This window comes from Rhodoferax saidenbachensis (assembly GCF_031457975.1).
In the GTDB taxonomy this organism is placed as follows: Bacteria; Pseudomonadota; Gammaproteobacteria; order Burkholderiales; family Burkholderiaceae_C; genus Allorhodoferax; species Allorhodoferax saidenbachensis_A.
Genome location: NZ_JAVDXO010000002.1, coordinates 491,408 through 508,880 on the forward strand (window position 1 = coordinate 491,408; position 17,473 = coordinate 508,880).

At 52.5% G+C, this 17,473-nt stretch carries 18 protein-coding genes; 1 reads left to right on the forward strand and 17 read right to left on the reverse strand.

Features of this window, described 5'->3' with window-relative positions; genetic code table 11:
• Positions 1-3: 3 nt before the first annotated feature.
• The 10 genes from J2X15_RS06485 to J2X15_RS06530 form a co-directional block, all read right to left on the reverse strand.
• Positions 4-564: a sugar transferase gene (locus J2X15_RS06485; RefSeq protein WP_310340519.1), complete on the reverse strand. Its 561-nt coding sequence runs from the start codon at positions 562-564 to the stop codon at positions 4-6.
• Positions 561-1,472: a UDP-glucose 4-epimerase family protein gene (locus J2X15_RS06490; RefSeq protein ID WP_310340522.1), complete on the reverse strand. Its 912-nt coding sequence runs from the start codon at positions 1,470-1,472 to the stop codon at positions 561-563. Before J2X15_RS06490 ends, J2X15_RS06485 begins: the two co-directional genes overlap by 4 nt.
• Positions 1,469-2,233, reverse strand: a complete 765-nt coding sequence (locus J2X15_RS06495) for a glycosyltransferase family 2 protein (RefSeq protein ID WP_310340524.1) — start codon at positions 2,231-2,233, stop codon at positions 1,469-1,471. The genes J2X15_RS06490 and J2X15_RS06495 overlap by 4 nt, the downstream gene beginning before the upstream one ends.
• A 3-nt stretch (positions 2,234-2,236) precedes the next feature.
• Positions 2,237-3,211, reverse strand: coding sequence for a glycosyltransferase family protein (locus J2X15_RS06500; RefSeq protein WP_310340525.1), 975 nt, complete (start codon positions 3,209-3,211; stop codon positions 2,237-2,239).
• A complete protein-coding gene (locus J2X15_RS06505) occupies positions 3,208-4,026 on the reverse strand; it encodes a class I SAM-dependent methyltransferase (protein WP_310340527.1) in 819 nt (272 codons plus the stop codon). Before J2X15_RS06505 ends, J2X15_RS06500 begins: the two co-directional genes overlap by 4 nt.
• The gene (locus J2X15_RS06510; RefSeq protein ID WP_310340530.1) at positions 4,023-5,147 is read right to left on the reverse strand and encodes a glycosyltransferase family protein; all 1,125 of its coding nucleotides are present in this window, start codon (positions 5,145-5,147) and stop codon (positions 4,023-4,025) included. Before J2X15_RS06510 ends, J2X15_RS06505 begins: the two co-directional genes overlap by 4 nt.
• Positions 5,144-5,989 (reverse strand): glycosyltransferase family 2 protein, encoded by an 846-nt coding sequence (locus tag J2X15_RS06515; protein ID WP_310340533.1) that lies wholly within the window; start codon positions 5,987-5,989, stop codon positions 5,144-5,146. The genes J2X15_RS06510 and J2X15_RS06515 overlap by 4 nt, the downstream gene beginning before the upstream one ends.
• Positions 5,986-6,978, reverse strand: a complete 993-nt coding sequence (locus J2X15_RS06520) for a class I SAM-dependent methyltransferase (protein WP_310340534.1) — start codon at positions 6,976-6,978, stop codon at positions 5,986-5,988. Before J2X15_RS06520 ends, J2X15_RS06515 begins: the two co-directional genes overlap by 4 nt.
• Positions 6,978-7,610, reverse strand: a complete 633-nt coding sequence (locus tag J2X15_RS06525; RefSeq protein ID WP_310340536.1) for an FkbM family methyltransferase — start codon at positions 7,608-7,610, stop codon at positions 6,978-6,980. The genes J2X15_RS06520 and J2X15_RS06525 overlap by 1 nt, the downstream gene beginning before the upstream one ends.
• Positions 7,611-7,674: 64 nt before the next feature.
• Positions 7,675-9,408 (reverse strand): ATP-binding cassette domain-containing protein, encoded by a 1,734-nt coding sequence (locus J2X15_RS06530; RefSeq protein WP_310340538.1) that lies wholly within the window; start codon positions 9,406-9,408, stop codon positions 7,675-7,677.
• 240 nt (positions 9,409-9,648) lie between these two features.
• On the opposite strand from J2X15_RS06530, the gene hisF reads away from it, so the two are divergent.
• Entirely contained in the window at positions 9,649-10,380 is a 732-nt protein-coding gene (gene hisF, locus J2X15_RS06535; RefSeq protein ID WP_310340541.1) for an imidazole glycerol phosphate synthase subunit HisF, read from the forward strand.
• A 44-nt stretch (positions 10,381-10,424) separates the two neighbouring features.
• Here hisF and J2X15_RS06540 read toward each other — a convergent pair whose 3' ends face one another.
• From J2X15_RS06540 to J2X15_RS06570, 7 genes are read right to left on the reverse strand one after another with little or no spacing between them, the layout of a single operon-like run.
• Positions 10,425-11,180 (reverse strand): formyltransferase family protein, encoded by a 756-nt coding sequence (locus J2X15_RS06540; protein WP_310340544.1) that lies wholly within the window; start codon positions 11,178-11,180, stop codon positions 10,425-10,427.
• A 16-nt stretch (positions 11,181-11,196) separates the two neighbouring features.
• Positions 11,197-12,462, reverse strand: coding sequence for a DegT/DnrJ/EryC1/StrS family aminotransferase (locus J2X15_RS06545; protein WP_310340547.1), 1,266 nt, complete (start codon positions 12,460-12,462; stop codon positions 11,197-11,199).
• A gap of 13 nt (positions 12,463-12,475) precedes the next feature.
• Positions 12,476-13,363 (reverse strand): hypothetical protein, encoded by an 888-nt coding sequence (locus J2X15_RS06550; protein WP_310340549.1) that lies wholly within the window; start codon positions 13,361-13,363, stop codon positions 12,476-12,478.
• Between the two features lie 13 nt (positions 13,364-13,376).
• The gene (locus J2X15_RS06555) at positions 13,377-14,321 is read right to left on the reverse strand and encodes a Gfo/Idh/MocA family protein (protein WP_310340551.1); all 945 of its coding nucleotides are present in this window, start codon (positions 14,319-14,321) and stop codon (positions 13,377-13,379) included.
• The gene (locus J2X15_RS06560) at positions 14,321-15,067 is read right to left on the reverse strand and encodes a cytidylyltransferase domain-containing protein (protein WP_310340552.1); all 747 of its coding nucleotides are present in this window, start codon (positions 15,065-15,067) and stop codon (positions 14,321-14,323) included. The genes J2X15_RS06555 and J2X15_RS06560 overlap by 1 nt, the downstream gene beginning before the upstream one ends.
• Entirely contained in the window at positions 15,060-16,280 is a 1,221-nt protein-coding gene (locus tag J2X15_RS06565; RefSeq protein WP_310340555.1) for an N-acetyl sugar amidotransferase, read from the reverse strand. Before J2X15_RS06565 ends, J2X15_RS06560 begins: the two co-directional genes overlap by 8 nt.
• Positions 16,280-17,473 (reverse strand): N-acetyl sugar amidotransferase, encoded by a 1,194-nt coding sequence (locus J2X15_RS06570; RefSeq protein ID WP_310340558.1) that lies wholly within the window; start codon positions 17,471-17,473, stop codon positions 16,280-16,282. Before J2X15_RS06570 ends, J2X15_RS06565 begins: the two co-directional genes overlap by 1 nt.

Genomic DNA, 17,473 nt, shown 5'->3' on the forward strand with positions numbered 1-17,473 from the left:
AAGTCAATGAATGACACTTTCTCGCTTTAGAACTTTGCCAATGGTAAGGGCAATTATCTTCAAATCCAAACTCAACGAATGCCGCTTTAAATACTCTTCATCCAACGCAACTTTTTGAGGAATAGGTAATTCATCACGCCCATTGATTTGTGCCCAGCCCGTCAAACCGGGTACCAGGACATGGACGCCTTTGGTAGTTCGGAGGTTTATCAAATCGTCCTGGTTAAATAGCGCGGGGCGGGGGCCCACAAAACTCATGTCGCCGTGCAAAATACACCATAGCTGAGGGAGCTCATCTAAACTGCTCTTTCGTAGAAAAGAACCTATGGGTGTCAGCCACCGATCTGGTTCTTCCAACAAATGAGTGGCCACCGCAGGCGTGTCAACACGCATGCTACGGAATTTTGGCATTTTAAATAATTGATTATTTCTTCCGACCCTATTCGACCAATACCAAATTGGCCCTCGAGAACTGAACCGCACTGCGAGAGCGATTACAAGCATCGGCAGCAATAAAAGAAATAAGCTGGTGGTTGCAGCGATGACATCAAATAGCCTCTTCATGTGCGATCCATCCCTTGAAACGCACGACACAAACCTTCGTTTAGAGAAACGGGTGGCGTCCACCCCAGCACATCACGTGCTTTCGAAATATCTACTTGCAAATCTGCGACCAGACGACTCACCACATCTTGCCTTCCAGAAAAAGTGGCAAAGGACTTTAAAATCCAAACAGGTACCGGCAAGAGATAGGCAGGCCTACCACAAGCTCGAGCCAGACTCCTTATCAGTTCAGCGACTGACACATCCTGCGCATCACTTATAAGGAATGTTTGGTTTGCTGCCTTTGGATGGTGCAAGCAAACTAGTAAAAAATCTACCAAATTATCCAAACCGATCAAACTGCGTTGATTTTCGATGCAGCCAAGAGGCAATGGTAATCCGCGTTGAACTGCGCTCATTAACGTTGCAAAGTTAGCCTTTACTCCGGGGCCATACACCAAAGGAGGCCGAACAATCGTGACCTCCATGCCAGAATCAATTGCAAGCTGACGTAAGGCCATTTCCGCTTCATATTTGCTTTGCCCATAGGCATCTTGTGGAGCGGGCCGATCGGTCTCGGTAAAAGCATGCCCAGGGGATGTACTCTCACCATTAACTTTCACCGAACTCACAAATACAAACCGCCTGACACCCGCTGCGGCGGCTTGATGTGCCAAGCGCATGGTTCCATCCACATTTGCCGCACGAAAGGCAGTAAGAGGCTCAGACTGATCTTCGCGCATAACATGCACACGAGCGGCGAGATGCACGACCCCGCGGATATCATTCATGGCTACTGCACCCGACATCCACTCTCCGCGGGTGGCTGTTTCCGGCGCCCATGGGCCCATCTTCTGCATTAACGCACGCCCTACAAAACCAGTACTCCCAGTTATCAACACTCGACCGGGCTGCGACATCGAATTCATTGAGATGGCCACAGAAATTCAAGGACCTTCAAAGGATAACGTGACAGCAACCTTACCCAGTTGCTGTAAATACGGTTGGACCTGCAAGCCCGCAGCATCTCACGATTCATCTGCATGGTTGCCTTTGCACCGCTAGTACTCACGCCACCGCTCTGCATTCGAACAAGCACCTCGGGTAGATGAAGGTAGCGCAAACTTTGTCCGTAAAAGGCCCGCACAATGAATTCAAAGTCGCCGGCAATGTGATAGTCAATCTTGAAACGCCCAACGCGCTCCACCACCGCGCGACTCAGAAACAATGCTGGATGTGCTGGCATCCAACCCCAAGCCAAACGATCTGGGGTGAAGCGCCCGGAGCTATAGCGGCGCACCAAACGCGACGGATTTACCTCATGAAAAAACCCCACGTCGCCCATTAGAGCATCCAACTTATGCTCACGCATCTGCGCGATCACATGTGAAAATACAGCGTGGGAGGCATAGTGATCATCGGCATTCAGGAAACAGACAATATCTCCATTAGCGCGATCTAGGCCCTTGTTCATCGCGTCATAGATTCCCTTATCGGGTTCGCTGACGAATTGAGCGACATGTGGAAAGCCCTCAACGATTTCTCTAGTTTCATCAACAGACGCACCATCGATAACAATATGCTCGACTTTGACCCAATCTTGATCTGCGACTGACTGCAGCGCCCGCGCCAAGGTTGGTGCACTGTTGAAGCAGACGGTAATAACGGAGATTAACGGTTCGGAGCCCATGAATCAGTAGCGCAGGAAGCGACGCGCGATTTCCTTGGCCCACATGGGCACAAACTGCTGGATAAAGCGGCGACCGCGCACGCTGGATACGGGTTTTAAGCCGCCCTTGAAATCCGGCACCACAGTTCGCACATCGGCGAGACACTTCTTTAGTTCCGCTTCATAGACCTGATACACCGCAGCCGGTTCGGCCAACTCGGACGTGTAGAAGGTGGACAGTCGATCAAACTTGCCGTTGTCCAGCAATTGGAATTGATGAAAGTGATAAAAAATAAGCGGGGCCCCCTCCACTGTAATATCGCCCATCTCATTCTTACCAAACTGATATTGCGCATAGTTCCAGGGCGCAATGCCTGCACCTGAATGCAGGAGAATATGACAGGAAGAATAGCGGCTAGGCCACTCATCCAGATACTTCTGATCCCCCATCTTGCCATCTTCAAGACGGTAATAGCACCACTCGATGCACTGCTCGCGCCAACGCGAAAGGCAAGCTAGGCCCTGTTCGTCGCGGCGAAAACTGTCCCACTCCACGCAGAAGCGGCCATTGACTTCGCGGTCCTTGAGGCGCTCGGTGAAACGGTGCTCGATGATGGCTATGGAGGCATCGCCGATTTCGTCAAACAGTGGCTGTACATTCGAATAGAACAGCAAGTCAGCGTCCACGTAGGTAAGGAAATCAATTTCCGGATAGCTCTGCATGACATGCCAAGTGAAGCAGGACGACAAAGTCCAGCAGTACTCGGCCACACCGCGGTCGGCCTTTGCCTTCAGCAACTCTTCATTCTCGACTTCAGCCAACACGACGCAATTTACAAAAGGCAGATCGAGATGCTCGAGGATCTGTTTGGTTTGCGCGTCCATGCACAGCACATAGATTTTCATGCTAGGGCAAAAGCGCGCCAGACTGCGTATCATCGCTAGCCCCTTGACTAGATACCCGCTGTCAAACAGCGTACAGAAATAGCGTGTGCTCATTGGTCTTTCTTCTTGCACACATAAGTGCGAATTGCCTGACCCTGAGCGCAGTCGGTATCCGACTTTTCCTCATGCAGCGTGTAGGTAGCGATGAGCTCTAACTCATTCTCGGCAAGCAATACGAGAAACTCAGATTCATTAAAATGGATCTCCACGGTCTCAACACCATATGCCTGCTTCCGATACCACTGCTCAGGCCGTCCCCATACGACGGGGGTACGGTGAAAAATGGCATAACGCCCCGCGACGCGCGCAGTTTCTTCGACCGCCTTGGTATATTCCGGAATATGCAGCAGACAGCATCCAGAGACTGCAACATCAAAACTCTTGTCAGAGTACCGCAAGGCGGTGGCGTCTTCAACCGAAAAATTAATGAATGGATACTTTTCGCGTGCCAAACGGATAAAAGCATCGGAATAATCGCAGCCGGCGTATTTCACCGGAAGCTCGGCAAGCTCTATCACTTCGGAATAAAAACCGCTGGAACAACCGATCTCAAGCAGAGACATGCCTTGCGACAACTCCGGGAGTGCACGTACGGAATCCGCAAATACGTCAAATACATCGATGCGTGCGCCGTTACGGTATTGAAGCAACTGCTGTTCCACTAGCTCACGCTGTCTTTGTGGCAAGGCATTGTCTTGCCAAGCGGCGCGTAGACGCTGGCCTTCGGTATCGGCCTCAGCGCCCTTTAGCGAAACATAGTGCGCTGAAACCGCAGCATTGGGGAACAGAAGGTCACGTACGCTTTTGAGCCCACGTTTGAGCGAAGGAAAACAATTCAACAGGAAAATGACCGTAGTCTTCATTTTCATCCCAGATAACGCCTGAGCAGAGGCACCAGCTCTTGCATGCGCTGCGCATAGGTATGCTCACGTCGAGTCCTCGCCTGACCGGCCTGAGCGATCTGCGCGGCTTCTCCTGGATGGTCCAGATAGTGTCGCACCAGTTCAACTGCCTCTTCCTTGCTGGAATAGGACACGACTTCCCGGTCGATATCGAAGAGCACGTGGAGGTTGTCTTTGCGGTCGGTTAGCAGCATGGCGCCCACACCGGTGGCCTCGTAGAGGCGCATATTATTGGCGTTGTTCTCAGCAACATTGATATGGCGGTTCAGGGTGATGCGGCTGCGAGCCAAAGCGCGGTACATATCTAGGCCCCAGACCTCTCCGCCATGACACTGACGCAAGGGCGATGAAGCAGGCAGGCTGTCGGCCCCATAGCCGAATACACGCATGTCGGTTTGATCCGTCAGATATTCAAGCAGCGGAATCGCGCCACCGTGATGGCGGCTGATGCCGCCGACAAAACTAAAATCGATGTCCTTTTTCACTTCACCCAACAGCGACAACACGCGTTCGTCGAAACCAATGCGAAAATACTCGGAACTCACTCCAAGCGCGCGCAAGCGATCCACGAAGTGGGGGAAAGACGTCAGAATCAGATCGTAGCCTTTGAGAAATGACTCAGGTGGCAGTGGGCAAGCAATCTGCCCGACGATCAGGCGTACATGCTGCTTCAATTCGCGCAGCACCTCGCCAGGGAAGAATGACAGATCTTGGCAATACAGCACGTCGGGTTTGGCCTGCTTAATCTGGGCGACTGCCACGTCCATGAGTCCCGGTAGACCGGCGAGGAACTTTCCGAGCACAGGCACACGGAACAGACGGTGCGGCACCTTGAGCGCCAACTGCGACAGCGGCACCTTGTTGTCGCTTGCCCAGCGCTGCTGCAGCGGCACGGAATTGACGACCAGATCCGAGGCCTCACACCCCAGCGCATTCAAGTGACGGCTATAGAAGTCTGAAGTGCCGAAGCAGGCATTCAGCAAGATCTGCAGCTGACTCTGATAGTCCGCGGCGGCGAGACCGTCTTGCCGGGCATAGAAACGCGCCAGAAAAGCCGCATAGTAGGTATCGACAATAAGGAGCTTCATGTCTGGGGTTTGCGCAGACGCGGAAAAAGTAGGAACAGAGGCAGACGCAAGGGCAACGTGAGGCGCTGCAGCCAATTGCTAGCCTCCCACCAGAACACCAGCAGGGCGGGCAGATACAGCGGCGAGCGTACCAAAAAGAGTTGGTCGCGCAAGGACGGCTGGCGACGCGTGTTGCCGTAATCCTCACTGGAATAGACAGCGGCGGCTGTCGATACCAGCAGACGCCAACCGCGTTTGCGCACCCGCAAAGACACTTCGTAATCGGCCAGATAGTGTGGCAGCACACGCGGCCGCATGCCACCGGCGGCATTCAAGCCGGCGAAGGGAAATAACACGCCTCGCCCGGACAGGGCATCGACCTCCATCACCACGTCGGACACCGGCACAATTTTCGCCTTGTCGAGAAAATCACGCGTCAGCAGCCGCCAGGCGCTCACTTGGGCTCCTATGGATAGCAAACGCGCATGATCGGCCTCATCGCGGATCACGCTGCCCACGGCAGCCGGTGCATTAGCCAACGCAGTGTCGAGCAGGCGCTGAATGAAATCCTCGGTCACAGTGGTATCGTTGTTGATCAGCAGAACCCAATCGTTCTCGGTCGCCTTGGCTTGCAGATGGCGCAGCGCCAGATCCACCGCCCCGCCCCAGAACAACGAGCCATCCCCATTCAGGACCTCGACATCATGCTGTTCCGCCAACCATTCAGCCGTGCCGTCGCTGGAGCCATCATTCACCACCAGCATGCGCAAGGGCTGATTCAATATCTGCTTGTGCAAACAGACTACCAGCGATTGCGTCATCGCCAGCCGATTGAACACAGGAACCACGGCATAAACAGTCACTGCTCGCTCCTACGCAACTCGACCAACAGGCTGTCGCCCATGCCGAACAAATCGACTATGCGATTAAAGACAGCGAAAAGACTCAGTGCACCCACGCGTATCAGACCGCGCAGGGGGCCGAACTTGCGAGCGGTGACAGGCGCTGACTCTGAGCGGTTCGCCACCATCCAGATCGGACTGGGCTGGCCTCGCTGCGGCTGATAGCGGTTGGCGCGCAACTGCAGCAGCGTCCACACGTTCGGAGTGATGGTGCGGGAACGAACGACTTCGAGTCCGCAATGCTTGGCCATACGCGTAAAGCTCTTGCGATCAAAATGATGCAGATGATAGGGAATGTGCCAATTGATCCAACGGCTACCGGACAAACGTCGCCAGAGCGAAGCTGTGTTCGGAAACACCAGCACCATGCGACCATTGGGCATCAGTCTCTCGCGCAGAGTCTGCAAAGTCAGATCGGGATCGGGTAGATGTTCGATAACTTGATTCATGACTATGAGATCAAAAGACTGATCTGGGAAAGGCTTATCCTGCAGACTGCCAAAGTGAATTTTGAGACCCAAGGCGGCGGCAATCGGCTTCACATTCGGGTCCGCTTCTATGCCAAAGGCCGTTGCGCCCAATGCCTTCGCTTCGAGCAGAGAAACACCGCTGCCACAGCCTACGTCAAGCATGATCTCGCCGGAGCGAACAGTGTACTGGCCTTGATTATTGGTCCCATTCCACCAGCGTTTAAGGCTGGCGAAGGAAGACCTCACTTCGGCCGCTTGAGCGGTGACATCAAACGCTCTTATTTTTTTGCGCGGGTAGTAAGTCCCATAAAGTCTCGGCAGATCGGCTTCATGAAACCGAGGCTCGGTAGCTACATGTCCACAGGAATTGCAACACGCCAACTGGTATCGGTTCGGCTCACCGTAGCGATCATCAAAGACTTCTGCACCTAGAGCAAAAACACTGCCACCACAAACGGGGCAGGACATGGGCAAAGACATCAGTCTTGCTCCCGCACAAAGAACGTAGTGTTGTAGGCCTTACCCACGGGTTTATATCCAACGGTACTCAGGAATTGAACGACAGAGCAGTCGCCCAATACCAGCATATCGGCTCGCAACGTTTCGGCCAAGATGAAGCGAGGTCTGTAGCATGACCAGTCATTGGAGCGAAGAACCTCTTCATCCTTACCCTCCACATCAACTGACAAGAAATCAATTTGCTGACTAGGCGGCACGTACCTACGCAACAAAACATCCAAGCGCTCCACCTCAACCTGCACAATGTCGAGCAACCGATAGGGCGGTTTGTTCTTCCGCTCAGCCTCTGCAGCATCAAACGTATTTAATGCAGGCTCGTTAAAACGGTAATAGTTGAGTTTTCCTGCTCGGCCAGCGACGCCACACTCGATATTGGTATCGCGAGGACGTATTTGATTGAATTTTTTCATTGAGCCGGGCATAGCATCTATATTGATGCCAAACCAACCTCGCTTATAAAAAAGGTAAGTGTTAGAAAAGCGCGCCGGATGATGAGCGCCGACATCCACGTAAAAGCCCAGTGCCTTACCTTCCAACAATCGATTCAGAATCAGATCCTCCCCATCTTGGCCGTAGCAGGAGTTTGGCTGCATACTGGGATCTCGGCGAAATAGTTGATGCAATATAGATCGGAGCTTCATGAAGCTAAAAGATAATTTATGTAAAAAAGGACAATTTGCCGTTCACGATCTGATACACGTGATCAGCTTGAACGACGCTCATGTCATGCGACACGATCAAAATCGAAGTCTGGCCTCGCAATTCAAGCAATTCTTGCATTACCGCTCGAGCAGTTTTTTCATCTAACGCACTGGTCACTTCATCGAGAATCAACAGTGAGGGCTCGCGATAAAGTGCGCGGGCGATACCAATCCGCTGACGTTGCCCTCCCGACAAGCCCACCCCACCTTCACCTATGACCGTATGAATACCATGTGACAAGGATTGAAGCAGGCCTTCCAGATGAGCTTTCTTAATCGCATCTTGCAATCGAACCGGATGAGGATTTTCTTCCAAACAAATGTTGAATTGTAATGTGGCATCCATGAGGGCAATGCTTTGAGGCACGTAGCCGATTCTCCGACTAAAATCCGCACTTAAAAAAGGAACGAAATCCTTACCATCCAAGGTAAACGTTCCAGAAGATGGCTTCTGCAGTCCTGCCAGTAAATCCAGTAGCGTCGACTTCCCTGAGCCGGACGGACCAACGATGGCAACGACACGTCCAAATGGAATATCAAGAGAAATATCACAAAGTGTCACTTTTTCTTTGTAAGAGAAGTGCAGGTTGCGAGCACAATAATCTCTACTAAAAATGACAGTGTGCTCTGTTTTATTTTGCGTGTAACGCGCCACAGTGTCATACATGTCCAACAAAGCCTCAACAATAGGCAATGAGAAGCGGAAACTGTTGTAGTTTCCGGCAAGGCGGGCTAAGGCTGGCGCCGAACGCATTACGACCAGTCCAATGATTGCCAGCACAGGCGCCAATTCCGACAGATTACCTGCGGAAAAAGCAAACCAGATGCAAGCCAAAATTACCGCACACATCATCATTCCCTCCACTAAAACGCGCAGTGCGGAAGAAATAGTTTGATATTGGGTAAACAGACTTACATGTTGCTGCACAATTTCAGTATTCCTACGAGAAAAAGCCTGTTCCAAACCCATGATTTTAATATCTCGTACAGCACTAGCCATTGCATATACAAAACGATGACGTGCCACATCTAAATCTCTGGTGGCATGACCGAGACGAGCGACTTTTTTGGCAGTTGGAGAGAATACGCCGGCAACTAGAAAAAAGCCGGCAACTAACAGCCCCAGCACCAACCAAGGGGCAATAAGAAGTATTGAGAGAAAAATAAATAATAAAAAAACTATTTCATTCAGAGCCGCAATCAAGCATTGAAATAGTAAAGCAGCATGCACCGTATTTGAATAGCCAATACCGGCAATCTTGACAGCACCTTCATCCAAAAATAGCTGGTACCGGGAGTTTAAAGCTGCATCGATCAAGCGGTTAGTGGAACGGACGTTTACATCTGAAGCCACGCCTGCCTGGTACCGGATAAGCGCCGAATAAATGATGGCCTTCCCAATGAAGTACACAATTAGCCCTCCACCAGCAATTAGAATAATTGATGAATGATCATGAATCGCTGGCAAAAAGGGAATTTTTGCAAAATTAGCTGACATCTTCGCTGAGGATTCCGGGCTCGTCACCAACTGTATGAAAGGGAACAGAAGGGCAACCCCCCCTAGTTCCAATATGGACAGAGCCAAAGAAGAAGCCAGCATCGCTACCGTACGACGAAGACCAATCAACTCACGAAAGAAGGAAGATAGTCGCTTGAGACGTGGAAGCAGGTTGTGCGCCAGAAAATGCATGAAAAACGCTTTACTACTTATGTGAAGAGCTCTACCAACGGAAGTCCGTGCAACAACCCACTGAAGCACGCATGTGTAAGCCTGTATTATTGGGAAAATTCCAATTAAAAATGAGCGGCCTGAACGTGCTCCAACTGCCCCAACTAGCCTGATGAACACATCAGGCTAGTGCACTTTTGGTAGCCTGCCCAATCAATCTGCAAACAGAAAGTCAAGATGCGCCTTCATCGAATCATTCCCGTGCTACTTTATCGCAATGGAAGTATTGTCCGTAGTCAGCAGTTCGAGCGACACTTCAAAATTGGCGACGAGATGCAACAAATGCAGCGGTACATGGACTGGGACGCTGATGAAGTAGTTTATCTGGATATCAGCCAGCCTAACACAACGACGCCCAATCTCCTCTCCCAGCTGCCAAAAATCTCGCAGAACTGCTTTGCTCCTTTATCAGTTGGTGGCAACATTCACACATTGGAAGACATAGAAGATTACCTGCACGCGGGTGCAGACCGTGTCATACTCGGTAGCGTCGCCGTTGATCGACCCAACTTCATTGATCAGGCGGCCCATCGCTTCGGCTCACAGGCCATTATCGTCTCCGTCGACTATCGAGCCTTATCTCAAACCGGTTATTCAGTATTCACAAAGAATGGCTCTATTCTCAGCGAAAAGAACATCATTTCATGGGTTGATGAACTGCATCAGAGAGGCGTTGGAGAAATATTATTACATTCAATCGACCGTGATGGTATGGGTGGGGGGTACGACCTCGAATTGATTTCAGTTCTTAATCAAGAAACTTCTGTCCCCATCATCGCCTGCGGTGGTGCCAGCAGCTACCACCATTTCATTGAAGCTATCAACCATGGTGCTTCTGCGGTGGCGGCTTCGAATATTTTTGGCTTCAAAGAATTGGCTTACGCGAATACAAAAGCAGCCCTAGCTGGTGCAGAGCTTCCAATACGATTCTAATTTCCATTGCGAATCAAAGACCTTACGACGACGCACAACATCTGCTAAAGACATTGATACCTATAAGATTGCGTTGACAATTTTTCCAGAATCAAAGTCATTTTTTCATTTGGTATTGGATTCCAATATCGAGCAACAGACTCATCTTGAGGCTGCATAGCAGCTGGACTAAGGTGATCTCTCTGGATTTTCGCCAAAACCCTCCCCGCCATCCGACATCCCTCACGATATACGTGAATACGAATTTTTGAATAGTTTACCTGTCGAGGAAAATCATATGTCTCAAATTCAATGACAGGTCCGGCATCATACTCTTCACTCATGAAATGAGCAGTATTCCCTATGCGTTCATCGTTATACAGTGCCCATTCGACGGCGGAACATCCTCGATACAGAGGCAATACTCCAGGATGAATGTTCACCACACCATGCCGCACACTCTCCAATAGGCTTTTGGACAATCGCCTCGGAGTACCAACATTGATTAGGCAATTTATATTCTTTTTCTTTATTAATTCCAAAGTGCTTGAATCGTTGTGATTTTTAACAAAAAAGAAAGGCACGCCGGAAAGGCTTGATGAAATATCATCAGAGCACTCTTGCCATAAAAAATCCAATTCTCCCGCAGTGCGTTCTTGCCAAATTTGAGAATCCTTTTCTATTCTCAATTTCGCATCACAAATTACAGAAATATTGGAGACGCCGTGCACTATTGCCTCCTTCAAAAAAAGTGGCAATAAAGGAGAATCGATAGTGGATAAAAAGCCAATATTTACTTCTTTTTTTTCAAAATTTTTCATGGCATCAAATGACCATTTAAATTGATTCGGCCTGTTGATATACTTTTCGTACTGCCTCGATCAGCATCGCAACCTGATCTTCATCTACGTCCCACGAAACCGGTTGAAATTGAAGTAGTTCTTTTTTATGCATTTTCTCAGTCACCAGACATAGTCCTTCGGAATATGTTTTCCCCACAAGATTGAAAGGGAATCCATTTTTACCAATCGCAATTTGCCGTTGAAACATAGGAATTTGATAAATTGGTCGAACATAACCACCCGCATTAGGGAATCCTTCTTTCTCAAGCGCCTGCGAGAATTTCTCACGCGTCGTTCCTATTATCGCCGCATCAAACCTAGCGCTCCACATGTAATAGTTGTGGCGACAACCCGTCCTGACTTTCGGAGGAGTCAATCCAGGCAAATCGGATAGACCTGCAGTAAGCGCGTGACAAACACGCTCGACACGCTCGACCAAAACATCAACCTTCTTTAACTGTGCACGCGCCATCGCTGCAGTAATTTCAGTCATCCGATAGTTGAAACCAACTAGATTGCTCAGCTCCTTCACGTCAAGCCAGTCAATGACATTTTCACCGTGATTGCGGATCAGTTGCAGACGCAGCGCCAAATCGTCGCTTGCAGTCACACAGACGCCACCTTCGCCGACCTGGATATGTTTGTGAACATTCAGGCTGTAGATCCCGATGTGGCCAATGGTACCGGCCAGCTTACCGTCTTCTTCTGCGATCACAGCCTGGGCGTTGTCCTCGATCAGATATAAGCCTTTGGCGTCAGCCAAGGCACGCAGACGCGTCAATTCCGCCGGATGCCCGAACAGGTTCACCGCAATGATGGCCTTAGTGGCCGGGGTGATCGCCTTCTCCACCAGCACCGGATCGAGACAGAAATAATCCGGATCAATATCGACAAAAACCGGAATGCCACCATAGATCAACGGCGCCACCGCGGTGGCTGTCATGGTGTAGGGAGGCACGATGACTTCGTCGCCGGGGCCGATGCCGATGGCTCCCATCGCGGCCATCAGACCGGAAGTAGCTGAATTCACCGAGATGCTGTGCTTGGTCTTGAAGCGCGCGCTCCAGGCCGCTTCGAAGGCCTGCACCTGTTCACCGCCGAAGAAAGACGGACGCGCACTACCGTGAAATCCGGAGAGCACTGTGCCCTTGTCGAGAAAGTCGACGACGGCAGCCTTCTCTTCCGGACCAATTGCATTGAAAACGCCCAGCGGACGCTTGACGGCGGGCTCTCCGCCCAAAATTGCCAGTTTGGAATTCATGACGCTCCGGTCCTTAGATCAAGTAGGGTTCGAGATAGTGGTTGGACGCGGCCTTGCCCTTTTCATTGCGGCCGCCCTGCATGCTTTTGATGATCTTGCCTGCTTTGAGCGCGGCCACCAGCGCAATTGTCGTCATGCCCCAGACTTCGTCAACAGCTGCGATCAATTCCTCGGTGTCCAGATCGACGAGCTTCAGTCGCCCAGGCAAGCCCAGTCCATCGACGAAATGCTGGACTTCTTCCGGTTTCTGCCGAGGGTGAGGTTTGATATTGAAAGTGACTGCCGGCATTGCTTGAGCCCGTTGCCCGACCTCCTGCAGCACACCGCGCCAGTCATACCCCAACTCATCTGAAACTTCGGTTGGATCGAGCAGCACGACAATATTGCCGGGCAAACGCATCTTGTGCGCCAGAATCCTCTCCACCGCGGCGTCTATTCCCAAATGCGGCAACACACTGATGCGGCCGGCATGTTCCATGCCGATAGCAAGCTGCAAAAACACCTTTCCCATTTCGTCCGGCACCACAATCTGGTCCGGCAATGCATCGGCCTGAAAATGCTCAGCGTAATTCTTCCAATGATCGAACACGAAAATGCTGCGGGCACCCGAGATTTTTGCCAAACGTGTGAAATGATGGGTTCGCGCAAAATTGGTTTGCGAACCCAACAACAAAGTCGAACCGGGGACCAGACTCAAGGGTAGCTCATCTATCGGCAGGCATTTCGGTCGGCGGTTCGAGGACCAGCCTTCGGCGTACCACCCTTGCAAATGGCCAGCGGACTGCAGAAGCTGCGACAACTCCATACCCAATGCATATGCGCCCGGATCGACCGTGTAAAGCAACACGTTCTTGTGCGCTTCCAGGAAAATGCTCCAGAGCGTGTGTGTTTCGGGACTCATAGCGGCAAATCGATTATTTCCGCTGATACGCGGCGGACAGCTGTTCCGCGATCTTCAGGGAAGCGATAGCGTCCTCGCCGCTGCAGAGCGGCGTACTACCCTGGCACAGCTCGCGCACATGTCGCATCAGATTGGCCATCGCCTGCGCCGCGCCGCTGTCCTGTTCCGAAGTCTGTACCAGCCTGCGCCCCGGAGGAACGCCGGCATCGAGTTGCAGCGAGAAGCGGCGAATGCGACGCCCATCTTGGTCGACGATGACACGATAGTCGGTGCCGACGACATCAACCTCGAACAGCGTGAAACTGCGCTCGTCTAAACCCTGCAGCAAGACCTCCGGGCAGCGCTCGAATCGCAGAAAGGCGGTAACCGTAGGATCATGGTCCCAATGATCGTTCTTGCCGCTCAAAGGCACGGCTTCCAGACATTCGCCAAACAACATGCGGCATAGGTCGATGGCATGCGTGCCATTGTGCTTGATCCCCTTGGCGTATTTGATGGTGGCGGAAATCGCCCTGCTGCCGACCAGCAATCGCCAAGCGAATACAAAGCGTCGGCTGTAATTGACCACTAGTGGAATGTTGCGCTTCTTGTAGGCAGCTATCACTGCGGCGGCTTCCTCTATTGACTCGGCCAAAGGTTTCTCGGCGACCACCGCCTTGACGCAATCGTAGCTCAGGGCCTGGAGCATCAAATCGGCGCGCACGGAAGCCGGCACGGCGAAACTGATCACTTCAGGGCGGGCTTCTCGCATCATGGCATCGAAGTCGCGGTAAGCCGCTGCGCCCCACTTGCTCGCCTGCGCATCAAGGTCGGCAGACGTATCGAACAAAGCGGCAAGCGTGAAGCCCGTCGCCGCATAGCCCCCGGCATGCGTCAATGGCGTGTCGGAAATACCGGCATCGAGCATTGATCCGATCGCGCCCGCACCGACCACCGCAGCTCTCAAGGGTGAGCTCATCAACCTTCACTGGCCTGTTTCTGTTGCACGGCGGCGTTGATCATGGCCCACGCCGGGTTACGATGAATCAAAGCAATGATGTCTTCGACAGCAAAGGCCTCGTTGCTCTGGTGCAGCGTTTCATAGATTTTGTGCACCAGGGCATAGTCGGAAGGCTCGTCCACGGTCAGGCGCAAGCCGGGATAGCGCAAATGGTCCGGGGCCTCCCAACCGACATGCTTGAACAGATCGGGCCGCCGCGCGATGAAGTAGCTGCCATGCACGCGATCGATAGGATCGTCGCTGAGTTCCATGCTCTTGCGCAAGGCCGCGCTGGTGAAAGCGCGCACATCGAAGCCGATCGGATAGGTGCACTCATGCAGACTGTTGCTCACGTAGTCAGCCTTTTCCGCCACCAGCAAAGCGACCGCATGGTCGATGAGCGCCGGATCAACCAGCGGACAATCGCCGGTGATTTGCACAATGATGTCCGCGTCGCCGGCGGCACCCAGAATGCGTTCGCTGATATCTTCCACCGAACCTTGATGCACCTTGCAGCCGATGCGATGGCATAGATCCACTACGACTTGATCGGCAGCGTTGACCGTGGTCGCCACCAGCACCTCATGCACACGCTCGGCGCGCTTGGCGCGCCGCACGATCTGTTCGATCATCGGCCTGCCCGCCAGGGGATACAGAATTTTGCCGGGCAGTCGCGTGGAGGCGATACGCCCCTCGACGGAGATAACGACGCGGGGATCACTCACACAAATAACCTCGCGTCAGTAGCTGCTCGGCACTTTCGGGGCCGTTGAAATCATCCGGCACATGGCTAGCGAAGACACAGTTCTTGCCGGCATCGGCGATTGGCTTGACGTCACCAGCAAGCCGCTGCGCATACGAGGAGGTTTCCTTGCCCAAGCGCTGGTCGCGGAAACGGTCGGCGCATTTCAGGATGTCATCGGTACTCATCTCGATAAATTGCGACAGTTCCGTCGTATTTATGGGCACGGCTTGCTCGTGCGCCGCTACCAAGGCAATGCCCTCATCGCGGCTCAATCGGCCATAACGAATTTCGCGACAGGCATCATCGACGATCTTGCCGTAACCCACCTTGCGCACCTTGAGTATGTCATGCATGCCGGTGTAGTGCATATCGTCGATATCGTTGTAATGGTCGAATGTCCGTGCCAGCTTGCCTTGATACTGTCCATAGAGTTGGACCATGTTCTCGTGCTGGGTCTTACTGTCCCAGCGATGAAAGTTGCCGAGATATATCCCGCGCACGCCATGCTTGTAAATCTGCTGATCGCTGGGGTAGAAGAACGGCATCAGATCACGTTCCTTCATACCCTGCCTACCTACCAAGTCTTCCGCCTCGAGACCCATGAGGTCGTGCTCCTTGCGGTAACGCCGCGTCATTTCGACTTCGTCAAGATGCGAATACATGCCGACTTGCTCGAGACCCTGCTGCGCGCCCCAGATGACCAACGGGATATGCATGCGCACCGCCGTCTGCACCGGAAAAGCAGTGGCACCGGCAAGCGCATGCCAGTGGAAACTGCCGCGCTCGGCAAGGCTGGCGCGCATGACGCGCTTGATCAAGCGAGGATCCAACGTCATCGTCGCGATATCGCAACCCAACGCCGTGCGCAGACGCGCGACGTTATAGATGCCGGCCCTAGTGTTGTAATGGCGGTTATACATCACCAGTAGCGGATTTAGGCCGTAAACCTTCTTGACCAAATGCACGATGAAGAAGGAATCGCGTCCGCCACTTATAGGCACTACGCAATCGTGACGGCTGTAGTTCCGGCCACGATACTTAGTCAGAATGACGGCCAGCTTGGCCTCCCGCGCCTGCCAGTCGAGGCCGTCCTTTTCTTCATGGACCTGACAGCCCGAACAGATGCCCTGTGCATTGAACGTAATGCCAAGCGGGTGGTTTTCTGGATACAGGCAACGTTTGCAGTATTGCATCATCTCTTCTCCAGCTTCAGTCGCGGGTCTATCAATGCGATCAGCTCTTCGAGAGACGCCTTTTCTTCATAGGGGTATTGTTCCCAGATCGGGTTATCCAACACCCATTGTCCCTGGACATTCTTTTTCCACATGGGACCGCGGAATTGCTCTGCCACACGCCAAAAATCATCGGTACTGATTTCGATCCAGTCGCAGAAGTCCTTGACCAGACGCGGATGGCAGCGGCCATCCAGTTCCTTGACCAATCGAATCGCCTGCGGTCGCGTCAGACGACCAGCACGCACGTCATAGCTGGTGAACTCGCTGGTGTGGCCGAAGCCGAGTTTTGTGCACTTGAGCATGGCGTTCACAAAACCGGCGTGGAAGCTGTCGATCGAATTGTGCTGGTAGGGAATACCGATATCACGGTAGTCGAAGTCCACGCATTCGAAGTTGTTTTCTAGCGCAAATACCGCGTTTTCCCAGCCAGACCAGTCGAGGAAGTAACCCATGAAGATGCCACGACCACCCCAGCTGGCCATCTCTTCGTCGCTAGGGAAAGCGTACGGAAGCAGATCGCGCTCGACAATGCCGTCGCCCAACCAGATATCGATGCCCTGGCCGCCCAGCGTATTGTTGAATTTGATACCTGTCGCATCCCAGCCCGGGCGGTCGGTATTGCGATCACCGACCTCTAGCGCCGGGTTCTCGCCGAAAAACACCAGTGGAATATTGTAGTCAATACCCACGCGAAATGGCGCCGTGTACAAGGCATGTTCAGAATACTTGACAATATTACCATAGGTGAAGAAGGACTTTTTGCAGAGCTGGCGTGCGATGCGCGGGTTGGGCTGCACGCTCACCAGCGAGAAACCCATCTTTACTAGGTTCTCAAGATTGACGCGACCGACTTCGGTTCCGTCCGAGCCAGCAAACTGAACCAGCAGAGGGTTGAGACCCAGTTGATCGCGCACATAAACGGCCTGCCAAGTACTGTCTTTGCCACCGCTAACGCCGACAACGCAATCCCAGGGACCACGCGACGCGGCCTTGGCTTCGTCCGCAATCTTCTGAAGCTCGTGACGACGCCCACCCCAATCTATGACTGTCTTCTTCTTTTCGTACCAGCGGCACGCATTGCATACCCCTTCTTCGTCGAGGACGAGACCGGGGCGCGTGGGTGGCATTACGCAGCTTTTGCAGTATTTCAC